Origin of the sequence: Autumnicola psychrophila (assembly GCF_031846645.1) — a bacterium.
Classification (GTDB): domain Bacteria; phylum Bacteroidota; class Bacteroidia; order Flavobacteriales; family Flavobacteriaceae; genus Autumnicola; species Autumnicola psychrophila.
The window spans coordinates 169,071-185,526 of the sequence record NZ_JAVRHN010000003.1 but is presented as its reverse complement, the minus strand read 5'-3'; the positions used below and the strand labels follow the sequence as shown (position 1 = coordinate 185,526).

The window sequence follows — 16,456 nt, the reverse complement described above, 5'->3', positions numbered from 1 at the left end:
AGAAGTCCTTCTGAAATTCTTCAGAAGGACGATAATTGGCATTTTTGGCACAGGACTTTTTTAGTACTTTATAACGTTTTTACCAATAGATTTGCCCGATTCCTGAAGTTTATGAACGTCTCTAAAGGTTTCAGCTTTTAATCCGTGAAAAGTTTTATTTAATGTTGATTCCAGAATTTCCTCCTCCAGTAAACTGGAAATTCTTTCCAGGATTTCATGCTGTTTGTGCATATCTTCAGTTTCAAACATTGGTCGCGTAAACATAAGCTCCCAATGAAAAGCCACACTCTTATTTTTAATTTTATTTAGATCTACAGGATCTTTGGTCTCCACAATAGAACAAATGTGTCCCTGTGGTTTAATTAATTCTGCCATGGCGTTCCAGTGGATGTCTGTATTGGAGAAATTCAGGATATAATCTACCTGATCAAATCCTTTACTTTTCATCTCTTGTTCTAGGTTCTTATGGTTTACCACTACATCTGCACCTCTTTCGCGGCACCATTCTTCAGTTTCATCACGTGAAGCTGTTGCGATTACTTTTAACTGTGTTAATTTTTTCAGGATCTGAATTCCTATAGAACCAACTCCGCCGGCACCTCCAATAACAAGGATGACCTTATTATTTCCGCTATTTTCAGTAATAGGAAGTCTTTCAAAAATACATTCCCAGGCAGTAAGAGCGGTGAGGGGCATTGCTGCAGCCTCTTCCCAGGAAAGGTTTTGAGGTTTATGTCCCGCGCTTCTTTCATCAACTAGCTGATATTCTGCATTACACCCGGGACGACCAATTGCTCCCGAATAAAAGACTTCATCTCCTTTTTTAAAGTTTTTGACACTTTCCCCAACCTCTTCTACAGTTCCTGACGCATCCCAACCTATAATCTTCGGATTTTCCAGTTCTTTATCTTTAGCAGCACCTCGACGGACTTTAAAATCTACAGGGTTTACCGAGACGGCTTCAATTTTGACAAGCAAATCATTTTCCCCGGGCGAAGGTTTTTCAGTTTCAAATTCAATAAAACTATTTTGATCTTCTACAGGAAGACTCTTTTTAAATCCTACGGCTTTCATAATATTTCAATTTTTTTATTCAGGTTAAAGTACAAATTAGATATACGACCTGCAATTCATTATTAATTTTGCTGAACAACACCGGCTTTTAGCTCTATAATGAGTTCAGAAAAATTAGCAATAAAATAGTTAGACTTCAATAATTTACATTTTTATTTAAGAGTTATTCTAATATAATTAAAACACTTATATTTGCAGGAATAAATGGATATACAATCATATTTCTTTCCTAAAATTCAAGATAAAAGTGGTCAACATTTTTATTTTTCCCATATAATTACTAATTTATACTTATAAACTAAAAACAATTTAAATAGACGAATGGCAAAATCTCAACAAACATTTAATAAAATCGAGAAAGAAAAACAACGTGCAAAAAAGCGCGAGGAGAAGCGTAAAAAGAAAGAAGAACGCAAATCAAGCTCCAAAGGAAGTTCTTTTGAGATAGCCTATGTTGACAAGAATGGAAATCTTACAGATACTCCACCAGATCCTGAAGACAAAGTAGAAATTGATGCTTCGGAAATTGAAATTGGGGTTCCGAAAAAAGTGGAAGGTGAAGAAGAAGACAAGCATGCTCCAAAAGAAGGAAAAGTTTCTTTCTTCGATCACTCCAAGGGATTTGGTTTTATTATAGACAGCAATACCCAGGAGAAGCATTTTGTTCATGTTAGCGGATTAATTGATGAGATCGATGAAAATGATAAAGTGACTTTCGAACTTGAAAGAGGGATGAAAGGTATGAACGCGGTTAGGGTTAAAAAAATCTAATACGCGCCAGCTCAATTTTATAACTTACAGGAATTTTCCTGAAGTAATATAACCTAAAGCTCCATTTTATGGAGCTTTATTTATTCTTTATACTTTTTAGGAAAAAAATTCCTAAAAAATTCACATAATAGTCCGCTCAATGGCAACATCTCAAAAAAATCAGCAGGAAATACTTGAAAAGCTTGGAATTAAAGCACTTAATCCCATGCAGCAAGAGGCACTGACTTCCATAAAAACTAAAAAAGATACTATTCTTTTGTCTCCCACAGGAACAGGGAAAACGCTTGCTTTCCTGTTGCCAGTCATTGATGAGCTGGATCCAAATCTGGAAGAAGTACAGGTTTTAATTCTTGTACCGTCACGCGAGCTGGCTATCCAGATAGAGCAGGTAACACGGGAAATGGGTTCCGGGTTTAAGGCCAATGCAGTTTATGGAGGCCGGGCTTTTTCCAAAGATAAGATTGAACTCAGCCATCCTCCGTCCATTCTTATTGGTACTCCGGGTAGAGTTGCAGATCATCTTAGGCGGGAAACTTTTTCAGTCGAAAATGTGAAAATTCTGGTACTCGATGAATTTGATAAGTCTTTAGAAGTTGGGTTTGAAGCAGAGATGAAAGAAATCATAAATTTTCTTCCACAAGTGGAGAAGAGAATCCTTACTTCAGCAACCCAGAATATTAAAATACCATCTTTTGCAGGTTTAAAGGAGCCGGAAACCATCAATTATTTACAGGAAGGCGTTGCCGGACTACATACAGAAGTAGTGGTTGCTCCAAAACGGGATAAACTGGAAACACTGCTAAAATTGCTGCAAAGTACCGGAAATGAACCGGGCATCATTTTTTGCAATTTCAAGGATAGTATCCAGGAAGTCAGTGATTTTCTAAAACAAAACGGAATGAACCACGCCTGCTTTTCGGGAGGAATGGAACAAAAGGATCGCGAAAGAGCGCTGATAAAGTTCCGTAACGGAACGCATCGCCTTATTATCGCGACAGATCTCGCAGCGCGGGGAATAGACATTCCTGAAATTAAGTTTATTATCCATTATGAACTTCCGCATAGAAAAGAAGAATTCACACATAGAAACGGAAGAACTGCCAGGATGCACGGCGAAGGAACTGCTTATGTGCTTCAATACGAAAAGGAAAGTCTTCCGGAATATATTACTCCAGACAGTTACACCAAAAATGTGGAGAGTAAATCCCAGGCTTCAAAGCCAAAGCAAACAAAATGGACAACATTATTTATTTCCGGAGGAAGAAAAGATAAAATATCCAAAGGTGATATCGCCGGACTATTTTTGAAACAGGGAAATCTCCTCAAAGAGGAATTAGGAGTAATTGAGCTTAAACAGGATTGTGCTTTTGTCTCTGTACCGCCAGCAAAAGCCGAAAAACTCGTGCAGGATCTGAATAATACACGGCTTAAAAAGAAAAAAGTAAGGATTTCTCGGGTTTAAAATTCAAAAGTTATTATTAATGTCTTTGCTGTTTTAGAGGCTATCTGTTTTTATGAAAAATGTTCCTAATCCCACGCTGGTCATACTGGCATTTTTTTCGGTATATGTAATCTGGGGATCTACTTATTTACTTAATAAAATCGCGGTATCTGAGCTGCCTCCATTTATGCTGGCGTCCATAAGATTTGTCACAGCCGGCACCCTAATCTTCATTCTCTGCAAAATAACGGGAAAAAGTCTCGCCATAAGCAGGAAGCAATTCTTAAATACTGTGGTGGCCGGATTCCTTTTCCTGGCCTTTGGAAACGGAGTAGTGGTTTGGGCGCTTAGACATGTAGATTCAGGATTTGCAGCTTTGGAAATCTCGTCTCAACCTCTGGTGGTACTTTTATTTATGAGGATCATTGACGGAAAAAAGATTCCGGCGATGTCTATGGTGGGCGTGGTGCTTGGCGTAATTGGAATCTACCTTCTGGTAAGCCAAAAGCAGGTGATAAATCAGGAAAATTCTGTTCTTGGAATGTCCATGATTGCTTTAGCATTAACAGGTTGGGCCTATGGAAGCCTCTTTGTAGGAAGAGCAAATTTACCTTCCAATTATTTTGTTAATACCGGATATCAAATGTTTAACGGCGGAATTTTACTTTTTATAGCAAGTATGGCTTTTGGGGAGGAGTGGAGCGCACCGGCGGCATGGAGTAGTTCCACGCAAATTTCGATGATCCTACTTATCTTATTTGGAAGCATTGTAGCCTTTACTTCTTTTAATTATTTACTGAGAACAGTTTCTCCGGAAAAGGTCGCTACATCAACATATGTAAATCCCATAATTGCGCTTATCCTGGGATGGTATTTCTTAAATGAACAAATTACTACGCAGTCTGTAATCGCGGCGATGGTACTTTTAACCGGAGTTTACTTTATAAATACCCGGAAGAAATTCCTGCTCTATTCCCGGTTTGCAAACAAAATTGGAGGTAAGCGTTATGAAGAATAAAGTTTATGGCTGCAGATTCTAAAATAGCTTTGGGTGGCGGGTGCCACTGGTGTACAGAAGCCATTTTTCAGGCTTTAAAAGGAGTGGAAAAGGTTGAACAGGGTTACATAGCGTCAACAGAGGAGCATTCCGCGTTTTCTGAAGCTGTTATCGTACATTATGATCCTGAGAAAATCCCGTTGAAGCGCTTAATTGAGATCCATTTGTATACCCACAACAGTACTTCTAACCACAGCATGAGGTTTAAATACCGGTCGGCCGTTTATTTTTACCATTCTAATCAAAAAGTTGAAGCTGAAAAAGCACTAATGACTCTGCAAGCAAATTTTTCTGAAAAAATCATCACCAAAGTTTATCCTTTTGCCGCTTTTGAACCTTCCCGGGAGCAAATACAGAATTATTACCATAAAAATCCAGAAAAACCCTTCTGTAAAACCTATATCGAGCCCAAAATAAAGCTGCTTTTGCAGCATTTTTCAAAAGATCTACGTGAGTAATTTTAGATTATGGGAAATATTTAAGTGGAGTAGGGGATGACCTGAAAATGGCAATTTTCGACCTTTAGTATTTTAGAATGTTGGAATATTAAATATTTTGATTCTTGGGTAATAATGATCCTCCAAAATGACAATTTTTGACCTTTAGTATTTTAGGTTGTTGGTATCTTGGATCGTTACAAAATTAAATATTTGGTCATTTTTATTATCAGTCAGTTATAATTATACTCTTTATTCTTTTTTCTTGCAGCGAAGCTGTATTTTGTCTTTAAACTTTAGAAAACAAATCTTTCCGAAGGAATTCTTCATCATTTCGAATAATAGTAATATGATAATTGGCATTCTAGGCACTGCTCTTATTTTCGCTATTTTTGTGCTGAAAAAATTTCTGAATGGACGATTTAAAAAAGCAAATTTTAGCACTGAGCGAAGTTTCAGGTGCGTTAGAACCTTCTGAAAATGAACGGAATAAAATATTGAAAGAAGTACAGCAATATGCCAATATTTTCCTGAACAATCTGCCTACGACAAAGGCTTATTCTTCGGAAAAGGCTAAAAAAGAAGCTTTTTCTATTACTTCTGAAGTAAAACCGCTTCAGAAATTACTCGAAATTTATAATTCTGAAGTTGCCGCAAAAGGAATCCATCCCGCTTCGGCAGGACATTTGGGATATATTCCCGGTGGCGGAATTTACAGCTCAGCACTGGCAGATTACCTGGTGGACATTACCAACGAATACGCCGGACTATCATTCGCATCACCTGGCGCAGTAGCCATGGAACACGAGCTTTTAGACTGGATGAAATCGCTCTTTGGATTTCCTGAATCTGCCGTTGGAAATCTTACTTCCGGTGGTTCTATTGCCAATATGATTGGCTTAACTTCAGCGCGTGACCAGCACAAAATAAAAGGTGCGAAAATTGAAAAAAGCGTGGTATATCTTAGTCCGCAGCTACATCATAGTTGCCTTAAAGCGCTTCGGATTATTGGCCTTGAAGATATTATTATCCGTCATCTTCAGCTGGATTCCAATTCAAAAATAATTCCGGAGGATTTTTCAGAAAAACTTCAGAAGGATAAAGAAAATAATTTGAAACCTTTTCTGCTAATTGCTTCAGCAGGAACCACAGATACCGGTGCGGTAGATCCTTTAAAAGAACTTGGTGAAATTGCGAAGAAGTATAACCTGTGGTATCATATTGATGCGGCTTACGGCGGATTTTTTATTCTCTCAGAACAACGAAAAAAGCTTTTCGACGGCATTGAAATGGCAGATTCCCTGGCTGTGGATCCTCATAAAAGTCTCTTTTTGCCCTTCGGAACCGGAGCTGTGTTGGTTAAAGATAAAGAAGCTGTTTTCCATTCTCATCACCACAGTGCGAATTACATGCAGGACGCTCATGCAGAAGTTAGCCGGGTAGATCCCGCAGATGTTTCTCCCGAGCTCACCAAACATTTTCGCGCGCTCCGACTGTGGCTGCCCCTGCAATTACACGGAATAGCACCTTTTACAGCCTGTCTTGAAGAGAAATTACTGCTTACCAGGTACTTTAGGGAAAAAATACAGGAACAGGGTTTTAAAGTGGGACCGGAACCTGATCTTTCGGTAACCTACTTCTGGTGGCCGCAGGATGAAAATGAAGATGAATTCAATAAAAGCTTATTAAGAGAAATCCATAAAGATGGCACTGTATTTCTAAGCTCTACATTAATCGAAGGAAAATTTGTGATTAGACTTGCCGTACTTTCTTTCCGTACAAAAATTGAAACCATCGATAGGGCAGTGGGGGTGTTGGTTGAAGCAGTTAGAAAGTTGTCTTGAAAGTTTAAGGTTTGTTGTCTAATTTTCAGGAAAAAAGGTAAAGAGTTAAAAGGAAAGAAACTGCAAAAACTTCAATCCCGAAACTCAGAACTTTAAAGAAAATAAGTCAGTTTGGAGTCGAAAACCACGTATTTTGTATTGAACCCACTCATTTCAATTCATTTTCCGCAGCCGTAATTCTTTTTTAATCGATTGTAGTTTGCTGAAATTTGTTGCTAGTATTGCCATAATGAATAATGGCATTAAGGTCGTAGCACTATATCCCTGCTGCCAAAAATTATAGCCACTAGCGATGATGGATACAATAAAAAGTCCTAGCAGGATAGCCGTTATGGTTTTTGCAGCGTTTCTTTTCTTTATAAGTTCCTTATTATTCAAGTTGCTTAGTTCTTTCATTGTTACACGTATTGTTATAAACTCAACTGTTCTTTAAAAAGATAGGACTGTCTTCTGGAAATTTCAATTTCGTCTCCGGAAATCATTTCAATTTTAAGTTTTCCGTTAAACCAGGAAACCACTTTTTTTACGTGATTGATATTAATTAGCTGCTGTCTGTTAGCTCTGAAAAATATATCAGCTGGTAATTTTTCTTCTATTTGACCTAAGGATTTATAGATTAAAGGTTTACTATCTTCAAAAAATACGCGGGTATAGTTTCCCATAATTTCGAACATAAAAATATCCTGAATCTTCACCAGCCAGCATTTCTCCCCGTCTTTAATAAATATCTGCTTATCCAGGCTAAAAACACCTTCAGTTTTAGAATCTGATGATGAGCTGTCACTATTTTGTTCGATAATTTTCTCTATACATTTCGTAAACCTTTTTTGATTAATCGGTTTCAGTAAATAATCAAAGGCATTGTATTCAAAAGACTTTATTGCATATTCATCAAAAGCAGTAGTGAAAATAGTTACAGGAACGTCATCTAACATCTCCAGCAACTCAAATCCATCTTTTTCGGGCATATTTATGTCCAGGAACAAGAGGTCCGGGTTTTTATCAGTAATCAGCTTAAAACCTTCGTCTACATTTTCTGCTTCCCCTACAAGTTCAATTTCTTTATGAACCTTAAGGAGCTCTTTCAGTTCATTACGCGCCAGGCGTGAATCTTCTACAATAACTGCTTTTAATAATCTCATTCTACCGGAATTTTAATTGAGGCAACTACCTGATTTTCTATTTCTTTTAAACTGAAAGTCGCTGCTTCGCCATAAAGTAATTCAAGACGTTGTTTAATATTTTTTAAGCCCAGTTGGGTACTGTCTTCGCTGGTTCTCAAATTTCCTGTATTAGCAACCTTTATGAGCAGGTGTCTTTCGTTTAATTCTGTTGAAAGATTTACCGTTCCTCCCTTTTTTAAATTCGAAATTCCATGCTTGATGGCATTTTCGATTAAAATCTGGATAATCATTGGTGGAATTTGAGTATTTAGAGATGTTTTATCTATATGTTCTTTAAACCGAAGACGATCTTCAAACTGAATTTTAGATATTTCAATGAAATTTCTGACCATCTCTAACTCATCTTCCAGTGCAATGGAATCTACATGACTTTTAGTTAAGGTATAACGCAAAGTTTCAGAAAGGCTTGTCAGCATATCTCTGGCTCTTTGAACATCTTCCAGCATCAATCCACGAATATTGTTTAAACTATTAAACATAAAGTGCGGATTAATCTGTCCTTTCAAGGTATTTAACTGCGACTCCCTGAGATTGGATTCAAGTTGTATCCTTGTTTCCCTGCTTTTGTTAAGTTCCATCAAACTTTTTATCGCCACATAAAATACTGTCCAGATAATAAAATAAATACAGTAATTTAAAATAAAAACGATTTTGCTGCTCATTTCCTGTGATGGATGGTTAAGAACATCAAGCCTATGGTAAATAAGGCTATAGGCGAATTTTATATATAGCTCATAAGTTAAATAGAAGAGGAGTGTTCCTGTAATGAGTAAACCGAGAATTTTGAAAATATCCTTTAAATTAAGGGCATCAAACTGAATAAATCCATTAAGTGTTCTTTTAATTTGGTGGGTAAAAAAAATAGAAAGTAAAATTACTACTGAAAAATCGGTAATCACTTGCCAGGGTTTCAATTTTAATTCATTCCCACCGGCCCAGTATCCAACCGCCATCACACTGGATAAAAACGTCCAAACGAGTATTTGAAGTACCCAATAGGATATTTCTTTTGAGCTTAAATCTAATTTTTTCAATTAAAAAATGATTTTTTAGTCAGGCTTATTGATTTTAAGTTCCAGTCCATTCAATTCCTGTTTTGCTTTTCTGAACATATTTTTCTCCAAAATTGTAAATAAAATAAATAGGTTATACCCGGAACGAATATGAGATTCAAATAAAGAAAATGATGGTCTCGTATTTTTCTTGTTTTAGAAGATAAGCCCGGTACAATTCTACCTGGTTGTGCAGATCTTCATTTATAACTAACAGTTACGATAAAATAATTAAAGATAAAAATTTAGATGCTTCAGATCCCTTCAGCAGGTATTTGAATTTTTTTACAGGATTAGCTTTTTCTTTCATATTGATGATTTTACAGATTAATTGTTATTTGAATGGCGAACTCAACAACTTCTTTTAATACTGCGGTAACTAATGTGCGCATAACTGGATGTTTTTTGATTGATAACTCAAAGTTAAAAGAGAATTAACCGTTTTCAACTGGAAATATGATGAGTGGCATATAAGTATGATGTGCGGGAAACGTTATGCTATAAAAACACTTCAGATTGAAATCTTTTAAAGTTCATGCTTATGCACTATAATTTATATTATGTAAAATAGAATATTTATCTACTCCCGGGATTCCCACAAAATATGTTTACTGCCTCTTCTAAATTCTTTGCCCAGGCCAGATTTTATAACTATTAGAATGGTCATCACTCTAAAGCCACAGGATCGATAAAAGAATCTGGAATTAATAATTTTTTAAAGCTGAAATCAAAATTTGCAGTTTACATCCTATTCTTTTTCTTCTGTCAGCGGTTTAACATCGCCGCGATAGCTTATCGCATCACGCTGTGAGCTATTAACCAAGGTTTCAACATTTCCGTTTGGATAAAGCTTTAAGTGAAACTGTAAATTTTCTGTTCCTGCTTTTCCTTCAAATTGTATTCTGATATTCTGATTATCGAGGTTTTCCATGATTTCCATGTCTTTTGCAGGCCCTTTATACTCAATCCCGCCTGCTTCGCCATATCCGCCTCCAGACTGTCTTACACCAAAGTACGGAAGAAAAATGTCCACGCTGTCTCTTTCAAATCTTATAAAATTTGTATTGCCAATTAAATTGACTCTCCCTCCCCGTAACGGAAGTGCCCACTGATTCTCAATTTCGAATCCGTTGCTAACAAGTTCCTTTAATTTCGAAAATTCCTTTACATCCTGTTCATTAACAGCATTTCTACTTCCGCTACAAGCAAAAATGAAAATCAGTCCACCTAATAATGTGAGTTTTAAAAGTATCTTTTTCATCTTTATGTATTTCAAGTCCTGAACTAGTAATTTACAAATTTTAAAGAACTCAGAACCCTATAGGCATTTCAGGATTTCTGTAAAAATCCTGTACTATCATCACAATCCCCTACAGAAATACTTAGCAATTCTCTCTATAAAATATAAAATTATGATGTTCACTACCGTACATAGGGAATATGGCTATTGCATTAGCCAATTTATAGTTGCTTTTATTACCGGAAGTTCTAGCCTGCTCTCTGCAAGGTTAAGTTCTAAAAAAACCAATTATCGAACTTACAGGTATTAACGTGTTTGTTTAGCTTCAAGTTGTGCTTCATTATTTAACCAGCCAATCAGTTAAAAATCATATATTTAGAGAAATCAATCTCTTATGATAAATTTCTTTAGGAAGATTCGTCAACAATTACTTGATGAGAATAGATTTAAAAAATATTTAATTTACGCCATTGGAGAAATTGTACTTGTCGTAATGGGAATATTGATTGCACTTCAAATAAATAATTGGAATCAAAATAGACTTAATGCAATACATGAAACAAAAATTTTAGAACATCTTAAAAAGGAGTTAGCGAGAAATAATGAAATAAATGAAGCTTTAATTTTTAATAGGTTAGACAAGAAATTAGAAAGCCTAAAGGCAGCAAAGAAATTTTGTGAAAACGAAATTATAATTCGGGATACCCTGGCATTTTTAAATACCGTTACTTACGGTGGTGTATTTTCAGGCGGTCATAGTTTTGGGGAGAGAAATTCCTACGATGAACTTATAAATACTGGAACCATACAACTTATTAACAATGATTCAATAAAAAATTCTATTGCAAATTATTATGGTTATTTAAACGCAGTCAAGGAACGGGCAAAGGTACATTCCAGTCGTTTTTCAAACTACACCTCAGAATTACGACCATTTGACACAAAGAATCCGAATTATATATCCAAATTCGACCAAATTGAAATGTTACAATCATTTAATTCTCCAGAATTCAGGAAACTGGTCGATCTTGAACTTTCATATACTTATAAAGTAAGAGATTATATTATAAATGTTAGAACTCAGGGTATTCAAACTATAAATCTTATAGATAAAAAACTAAATAATGAACTATAAAATAACCTAAGCACAACAAAATTCATCGCCAAAAAGCGGCAGCGTTACTAAGGCGACAAATCCGCGGCTCTTTACTCCGCCAATTGGCGATAACCGAGACCCCGTTGCTACATCAATTTGAAGAGAGGATTTCATCATAAACATTCAGTAAAAAGGAATGGTAAAACTTTGCTGAATAGCATTTCATATGGTACTAAATGTCCTATTATGCAAATCTTCTTTCTTCTAAAGCTATCATAAATATTTCAAAAGAAACCTATAATTAGCTTGGTGTCCTACCTGAATTTAATTTTCTTGTATGGAAATAAAATTTAATAATTTATGGAAACTAATTTCGAATATGTAGGTATTCAAAAGAGTGAAGCTCTGGAAGAATACACCCAAAATAAACTGGATAAACTGGAAGTAAAATACGATTTTATTGTACGAGCAGAAGTACATTTTAAGAGGGAGGAAAACCAGGATCCTAAAGGCTATATCTGTAATATTAAATTGAGCGTACCGGGGCCACAGCTTTTCGCACAATCTAATGAAGATTCATATGAAGCTGCCGCTGCAGAATCTGTACGTGATGTTGAAAAACAATTACAAAAGCTAAAATCGAAAATGAGTACCCGATAGAACCGACAATTTTCAGCATAAAAAACCCTTCAGTTTTAATTCTGAAGGGTTTTTTAGTTTTATAGCGATCAACTATTTTATCTGTTGTCGCTCATTATCTGTAACCGTATTCTTGTCTACAGCATTTACTTCTTCATTGCTGAGCTTCGCCTTAAATTCATTTATAATTCCTCCTTTTAAAAGAATTTCTATTTGCCGGTCACTCATAGTATGCTTGGCCTCGAACTCAATTGGCTCGCTACCCTTTTCGGATTTCTGCACACGGACTTTAATATTATTCCGGTTCTTTACATCTTCTCGAAGATTTTTAAAGCTGATCAGATCTCCCTGCTCAATTTTTTCATAATCGGCAATATCTATAAATTCCAAAGGCAAAATTCCGAAGTTTACCAGATTCTGCCATGCAATTCTTGCATAAGAATTTGCGATAACAGCTACCTGACCAAGATACTTTGGTGCCAGTGCGGCATGTTCACGGCTGGATCCCTGGGCATAGTTATCTTTGGCAACCACGATATGACCTCCAAAATCTCCTTTTGCATCCTGTGCCCTGTCATAAAAAGTATCATCAATAACTGAATAAGAGAATTTGCTGATTTCTGGAAGGTTACTTCTAAATGGTAAAACTTCAGCTCCGGCACGTAGAATTTCATCTGTAGATACATTGTCTCCCATCTTCAGTAAGACGGGAACATCTGCACTGTCTACAAGTGGTTCTATTTCAGGAAGTGTCTTAATATTCGGACCTTTCTTCAATTCAACTTCATCCCCGTCTTCTGCCGGCGGTACAAGCATATCTGTGTTGATAATCTCTTTTTCCGGTTGTTCAAATTTAGGATAAGACATTCCGAATAATTTTTCCATATCACGCGGATCTGTAATTTTTCCCGTCAAAGCTGAAGCTGCCGCTGTTTCAGGACTACACAAATGCACCTGATCATCCTCGGTACCGGATCTACTTGGGAAATTTCTTGGCATCGTTCTTAAACTGATAGTGCCTGATGCGGGTGCCTGCCCCATTCCTATACAACCCATACAACCGGACTGGTGGAACCTTGCTCCTGCCGTTATTAAATTGGCAAATGCTTTATTATCTATTAAATTCTGAATCACCTGCCGGGAAGTCGGGTTGATGTCGAAAGAGACATAATCTATAACGCTCTTACCCTTCACAATCGCACCTGCTATCCAAAAATCCCTAATTCCGGGGTTAGCCGATGATCCTATTACCACCTGCCCTATTTCTTTTCCGGCCACTTCACTTACCGGCACAACATTTCCGGGGCTTGTAGGCAGCGCAATTAAAGGTATAAGGTCGTCCAATATAATTTCATCGTGTAAATCGTATTCACATCCTTCATCTGGCAACAATTCTCTCCAATCTTCTTCGCGATGCTGAGACCTTAAAAATCGTTTTGTTTCCTGGTCACTCGGGAAAACTGTGGTAGTAGCACCAAGTTCAGCACCCATATTTGCAATGACGTGGCGATCCATGGCACTTAAAGAATCCAGTCCTTCACCGTAATATTCTATAACTTTTCCCACACCTCCTTTAACATCATACCTGCGCAGCATTTCCAGAATTACATCCTTTGCGCTTACCCAGTCTGGTAATTTTCCGGTAAGCTTCACCCCCATCACCTGTGGCATTTTAACAAAATAAGGCTGTCCTGCAATTGCAGCCGCCACATCAAGTCCGCCAGTACCTATGGCGAGCATTCCCAGAGATCCTGCAGATGGCGTGTGGCTGTCAGAACCTACCATTGTTTTTCCGGGTTTCCCAAAACGTTCCATATGTACGGGATGGCTCACACCATTTCCCGGGCGACTATACCACAGTCCGAATTTTCGTGATGCCGAAAGTAAGAACGCATGGTCATCGGCATTTTTAAAATCGGTCTGCAGCAGGTTGTGATCTACATATTGTACAGCGACTTCAGTTTTGGCTTTTTTCAATCCCATTGCCTCCAGCTCGAGCTGTACCAGGGTACCGGTAGCATCCTGCAGCAGCGCCTGGTCTATCTTGATCCCGATTTCTTTGCCGGGAGTCATCTCCCCTTCCAGGAGATGTTCTTTAATTAATTTTTGAGTGACATTTAATTTTGACATAGTTGGCTATTTTACGTTTAAAATATTAAAATTGAACCGGAAGTTCCTTCCATTTAACAATATCTTATATCTAAATGCGGAAGAAAAAAGTAATTTGCTTCACAAAAAAAATTACTATTGCTAAGAATTAAATAAATGGATGTTATTATTAAACGTGCTATTGTAGGAGGAGTAGTTTCTACAGTAGTCATGGGTATCGGAACCTTTATATTAGGAGAAATTTCGGGATATAGAGCGATGGATATGCTTTCCACCTCCCTATCAGGAATTAATATGTTGTGCAACACCGTGATCCTGGGGTCCTCTACAATTTTAGCTTTAATGCTTACCTTATTAAGTATCAGCAGGTCTGCAAATTCCCGACTTACGAAAAAGCATTACAGAAACGTATTGCATATTGCCAAATATGACACTATTCTTATTATTGTGGCTACCATCACTTTCCTGATGTTAAACCTGCCTATAATAGAAAGTAATGAAGTGCCAGAAAACTGGTACGTCGCCATTTACTACACCAGCCTTGGTATGGCTGCTATCCTTGGCGGCGGGTTAATTGCTATTGTTACAATGCTTTATGGAACTATAGCAAGTATTATTCTTATCGTCGGACTTCAGATTACAGATCACCCGTTGGTGGACAATGAGGAAGCTGAAGATGCAAAAAAAGAGCAGGAAAAACAGGATGAGAAAAACAAAAATAGGGCAAAACAGATGAATTAAAAAGGGCCATTTGAAAATGTCCCTGTTCAACATCGTTCACGAATAGGTCCTGAAAGGGACGAGTTGATGAACGAGCCAGATTACACTTTGAAATGACCCTTATAGTGTCTAAACTGTTTATTTTAGCTCTTGCTCAGATTTCCAATAATGTCAATTTGATTTCCTTCTTCCAAATTAAATCCTGGTTTTCCTTTTCTCGGAAATAGGTAAGTAAAAGGATCATTAAAGGCGCTCCAGCTTTCGGCAAGACCGTAGTCGTTATTTTTACTCTTATTTTCCGGACGCCTAAAGGTATTTAATTCAGAATCATAATCAGATCCTACTGCATCCTCTCCCGGAAATAACATTCCGTCGTTGATTTCAGAATAAACCAGCACAGATTCTCCTCCATTGCCGGGCAAATCAACGATTTTAAGTGCAAAATCTTTTAAAACTGTTCCTTTAGCGGTGATATCTTTAGTCTTAAAATCATCTTTAATATTATTTCTTGGATGCGCAAAAATTGGAGCTCCACCGGCATCTTCAGATATTGTAGCAAGATCTGCATAAGCAGAATCCACGATACCGTCACAGGTAAGTAAAATTCCTTTTATTTTGTAACCGTCGGTAACCAGTTTTTTTACAGCGGCCTTTGTTGATTCTTCAACCACATCAATCAGGATCATATCCTGCCTGTTAATATGTCTGATAGCATATCCCTGGTTAAAAACGCCATCTTTTTCTTCTCCTTTTATAATAAACGTATCCGGAATAAGCTTTAGGAATTTTCCGGTTTCTCCTTGCTGAATAAATTCAGCTGATTGGCTATGCAGTACCTCCATCTTATCAACAGTCTTCATATGCTATAAATTTTATATTAGTTGCTTCAAGATACAACTTCAGAAACAGTTTTTCAAAGAAAATTTGGAAGGGTTTAACTGCTTTTAGCACTTAATTAACGGCAAAGACATAAGCAGAATAGTTGCCGTGGTGCGAGATGGAAAAAGGCAAATTATAATTCTTTCCCTTTAAAATAAGATGCGGAATAAAATTAAAATCTGTTTTTATACCCAAGTCTATGAAGAATAACTTTTTACTGTTGGCAACTGCCGAGATCAATTCCTGTTTTAGGTTTATAGTATCTGAAAAAATTCGCTTTTGCACTGCGGAATTTTCTACGGAAGCCACACAATGTATTACTTTTTCTGAAATTTTAGCGGTAGTAAAATAATGCCAATTATTGATCTTTACCATTCCTGGAGACCCCAATCCTTCTGAAGGATCTAACTCGCACCTGAAGGATTTCGGATTAAATTTCCGTGGCAGTGAAAACCTTCTTTGATGGGCTTTATAAGCAGCTTCTTTCATTGCCCAAAAAAGCCAGAATCTTTGCTCCTCATTTTTGGCTTTCTTCAATAACTCCCGCTCCCCTTCTGTAAAAATTTTAGAATGCAGTCCGGGTCTTTTCCAGTTGCTTTCTTTAGCTGCCAGTTGCAGATCCACAATGTCGTTTCCGATCATTTTTCAGCCATTTTTCGCTCAATAATCCTCTTTGCATCACCAACCGTTAGCATTCCATCCATTGAATCATTATCGATTTCAATTTTAAACTCATCCTCCACGTCCAGGACCACGTCTACCAGGTTAGCTGAATTTATTTTGAGGTCATTAATGAAATCTGTTTTCTCCTTAAAATCCTCCAACCCCTCCTTCCGCTGAACATACGGAGTAACAATGGATTTCAATTTTTCAATTATTTCTTTATCGTTCATTACTGCAATTTTTTTAATAC

17 protein-coding genes are annotated in these 16,456 nt (G+C 37.0%); 8 read left to right on the top strand and 9 right to left on the bottom strand.

Going from position 1 to position 16,456, the window contains the following annotated elements; genetic code table 11:
• Positions 1 to 60: 60 nt before the first annotated feature.
• Complete coding sequence (locus RM541_RS05080; RefSeq protein ID WP_311499136.1) at positions 61 to 1,074, bottom strand: zinc-binding alcohol dehydrogenase family protein; 1,014 nt, start codon at positions 1,072 to 1,074, stop codon at positions 61 to 63.
• A gap of 321 nt (positions 1,075 to 1,395) precedes the next feature.
• Here RM541_RS05080 and RM541_RS05075 point away from each other — a divergent pair, with 321 nt between their 5' ends.
• The 5 genes from RM541_RS05075 (at position 1,396) to RM541_RS05055 (ending at position 6,624) form a co-directional block, all read left to right on the top strand.
• A complete protein-coding gene (locus RM541_RS05075; protein ID WP_311499135.1) occupies positions 1,396 to 1,845 on the top strand; it encodes a cold-shock protein in 450 nt (149 codons plus the stop codon).
• 139 nt (positions 1,846 to 1,984) lie between these two features.
• On the top strand, positions 1,985 to 3,307 hold the full coding sequence (locus tag RM541_RS05070; protein ID WP_311499134.1) for a DEAD/DEAH box helicase: 1,323 nt from the start codon (positions 1,985 to 1,987) through the stop codon (positions 3,305 to 3,307).
• Between the two features lie 52 nt (positions 3,308 to 3,359).
• The gene (locus RM541_RS05065; protein WP_311499133.1) at positions 3,360 to 4,304 is read left to right on the top strand and encodes an EamA family transporter; all 945 of its coding nucleotides are present in this window, start codon (positions 3,360 to 3,362) and stop codon (positions 4,302 to 4,304) included.
• A gap of 5 nt (positions 4,305 to 4,309) precedes the next feature.
• Positions 4,310 to 4,801, top strand: a complete 492-nt coding sequence (locus RM541_RS05060) for a peptide-methionine (S)-S-oxide reductase (protein ID WP_311499132.1) — start codon at positions 4,310 to 4,312, stop codon at positions 4,799 to 4,801.
• 392 nt (positions 4,802 to 5,193) lie between these two features.
• Positions 5,194 to 6,624 carry a pyridoxal phosphate-dependent decarboxylase family protein gene (locus RM541_RS05055; RefSeq protein ID WP_311499131.1) on the top strand — a complete coding sequence of 477 codons (1,431 nt, stop codon included), beginning with the start codon at positions 5,194 to 5,196 and terminating at the stop codon, positions 6,622 to 6,624.
• 153 nt (positions 6,625 to 6,777) lie between these two features.
• On the opposite strand, the gene RM541_RS05050 is transcribed toward RM541_RS05055, so the two are convergent.
• The 4 genes from RM541_RS05050 to RM541_RS05035 form a co-directional block, all read right to left on the bottom strand.
• On the bottom strand, positions 6,778 to 7,020 hold the full coding sequence (locus RM541_RS05050; protein WP_311499130.1) for a hypothetical protein: 243 nt from the start codon (positions 7,018 to 7,020) through the stop codon (positions 6,778 to 6,780).
• Between the two features lie 14 nt (positions 7,021 to 7,034).
• On the bottom strand, positions 7,035 to 7,766 hold the full coding sequence (locus RM541_RS05045) for a LytR/AlgR family response regulator transcription factor (protein WP_311499129.1): 732 nt from the start codon (positions 7,764 to 7,766) through the stop codon (positions 7,035 to 7,037).
• The gene (locus RM541_RS05040; RefSeq protein WP_311499128.1) at positions 7,763 to 8,842 is read right to left on the bottom strand and encodes a sensor histidine kinase; all 1,080 of its coding nucleotides are present in this window, start codon (positions 8,840 to 8,842) and stop codon (positions 7,763 to 7,765) included. Before RM541_RS05040 ends, RM541_RS05045 begins: the two co-directional genes overlap by 4 nt.
• Before the next feature lie 766 nt (positions 8,843 to 9,608).
• Positions 9,609 to 10,121, bottom strand: a complete 513-nt coding sequence (locus RM541_RS05035; protein ID WP_311499127.1) for a DUF4251 domain-containing protein — start codon at positions 10,119 to 10,121, stop codon at positions 9,609 to 9,611.
• Between the two features lie 373 nt (positions 10,122 to 10,494).
• Between RM541_RS05035 and RM541_RS05030 the strand changes: the two genes are divergently transcribed.
• A complete protein-coding gene (locus tag RM541_RS05030) occupies positions 10,495 to 11,235 on the top strand; it encodes a DUF6090 family protein (protein WP_311499126.1) in 741 nt (246 codons plus the stop codon).
• A 321-nt stretch (positions 11,236 to 11,556) separates the two neighbouring features.
• Positions 11,557 to 11,856 (top strand): ribosome hibernation-promoting factor, HPF/YfiA family, encoded by a 300-nt coding sequence (hpf, locus tag RM541_RS05025; RefSeq protein ID WP_311495732.1) that lies wholly within the window; start codon positions 11,557 to 11,559, stop codon positions 11,854 to 11,856.
• Positions 11,857 to 11,928: 72 nt separating this feature from the next.
• Here hpf and RM541_RS05020 read toward each other — a convergent pair whose 3' ends face one another.
• Positions 11,929 to 13,965, bottom strand: coding sequence for an aconitate hydratase (locus RM541_RS05020; protein WP_311499125.1), 2,037 nt, complete (start codon positions 13,963 to 13,965; stop codon positions 11,929 to 11,931).
• 135 nt (positions 13,966 to 14,100) lie between these two features.
• On the opposite strand from RM541_RS05020, the gene RM541_RS05015 reads away from it, so the two are divergent.
• The gene (locus RM541_RS05015; protein WP_311499124.1) at positions 14,101 to 14,685 is read left to right on the top strand and encodes a hypothetical protein; all 585 of its coding nucleotides are present in this window, start codon (positions 14,101 to 14,103) and stop codon (positions 14,683 to 14,685) included.
• A 122-nt stretch (positions 14,686 to 14,807) separates the two neighbouring features.
• Here RM541_RS05015 and RM541_RS05010 read toward each other — a convergent pair whose 3' ends face one another.
• From RM541_RS05010 to RM541_RS05000, 3 genes are all read right to left on the bottom strand, one after another.
• The gene (locus tag RM541_RS05010; protein ID WP_311499123.1) at positions 14,808 to 15,524 is read right to left on the bottom strand and encodes a hypothetical protein; all 717 of its coding nucleotides are present in this window, start codon (positions 15,522 to 15,524) and stop codon (positions 14,808 to 14,810) included.
• 91 nt (positions 15,525 to 15,615) lie between these two features.
• Positions 15,616 to 16,185, bottom strand: a complete 570-nt coding sequence (locus RM541_RS05005; protein WP_311499122.1) for a 4'-phosphopantetheinyl transferase family protein — start codon at positions 16,183 to 16,185, stop codon at positions 15,616 to 15,618.
• Positions 16,182 to 16,436 (bottom strand): acyl carrier protein, encoded by a 255-nt coding sequence (locus tag RM541_RS05000; RefSeq protein WP_311499121.1) that lies wholly within the window; start codon positions 16,434 to 16,436, stop codon positions 16,182 to 16,184. Before RM541_RS05000 ends, RM541_RS05005 begins: the two co-directional genes overlap by 4 nt.
• Positions 16,437 to 16,456 lie beyond the last annotated feature (20 nt).

Bases quoted from the DNA above. Each gene is read 5' to 3' on its own strand.
- RM541_RS05015 (WP_311499124.1), top strand. From the start codon at position 14,101: ATGGATGTTATTATTAAACGTGCTATTGTAGGAGGAGTAGTTTCTACA.
- RM541_RS05055 (WP_311499131.1), top strand. From the start codon at position 5,194: ATGGACGATTTAAAAAAGCAAATTTTAGCACTGAGCGAAGTTTCAGGT.
- RM541_RS05005 (WP_311499122.1), bottom strand. From the start codon at position 16,185: ATGATCGGAAACGACATTGTGGATCTGCAACTGGCAGCTAAAGAAAGC.
- RM541_RS05075 (WP_311499135.1), top strand. From the start codon at position 1,396: ATGGCAAAATCTCAACAAACATTTAATAAAATCGAGAAAGAAAAACAA.
- RM541_RS05070 (WP_311499134.1), top strand. From the start codon at position 1,985: ATGGCAACATCTCAAAAAAATCAGCAGGAAATACTTGAAAAGCTTGGA.
- RM541_RS05000 (WP_311499121.1), bottom strand. From the start codon at position 16,436: ATGAACGATAAAGAAATAATTGAAAAATTGAAATCCATTGTTACTCCG.
- RM541_RS05060 (WP_311499132.1), top strand. From the start codon at position 4,310: ATGGCTGCAGATTCTAAAATAGCTTTGGGTGGCGGGTGCCACTGGTGT.
- RM541_RS05030 (WP_311499126.1), top strand. From the start codon at position 10,495: ATGATAAATTTCTTTAGGAAGATTCGTCAACAATTACTTGATGAGAAT.
- RM541_RS05050 (WP_311499130.1), bottom strand. From the start codon at position 7,020: ATGAAAGAACTAAGCAACTTGAATAATAAGGAACTTATAAAGAAAAGA.
- hpf (WP_311495732.1), top strand. From the start codon at position 11,557: ATGGAAACTAATTTCGAATATGTAGGTATTCAAAAGAGTGAAGCTCTG.
- RM541_RS05035 (WP_311499127.1), bottom strand. From the start codon at position 10,121: ATGAAAAAGATACTTTTAAAACTCACATTATTAGGTGGACTGATTTTC.
- RM541_RS05010 (WP_311499123.1), bottom strand. From the start codon at position 15,524: ATGAAGACTGTTGATAAGATGGAGGTACTGCATAGCCAATCAGCTGAA.
- RM541_RS05020 (WP_311499125.1), bottom strand. From the start codon at position 13,965: ATGTCAAAATTAAATGTCACTCAAAAATTAATTAAAGAACATCTCCTG.
- RM541_RS05080 (WP_311499136.1), bottom strand. From the start codon at position 1,074: ATGAAAGCCGTAGGATTTAAAAAGAGTCTTCCTGTAGAAGATCAAAAT.
- RM541_RS05065 (WP_311499133.1), top strand. From the start codon at position 3,360: ATGAAAAATGTTCCTAATCCCACGCTGGTCATACTGGCATTTTTTTCG.
- RM541_RS05045 (WP_311499129.1), bottom strand. From the start codon at position 7,766: ATGAGATTATTAAAAGCAGTTATTGTAGAAGATTCACGCCTGGCGCGT.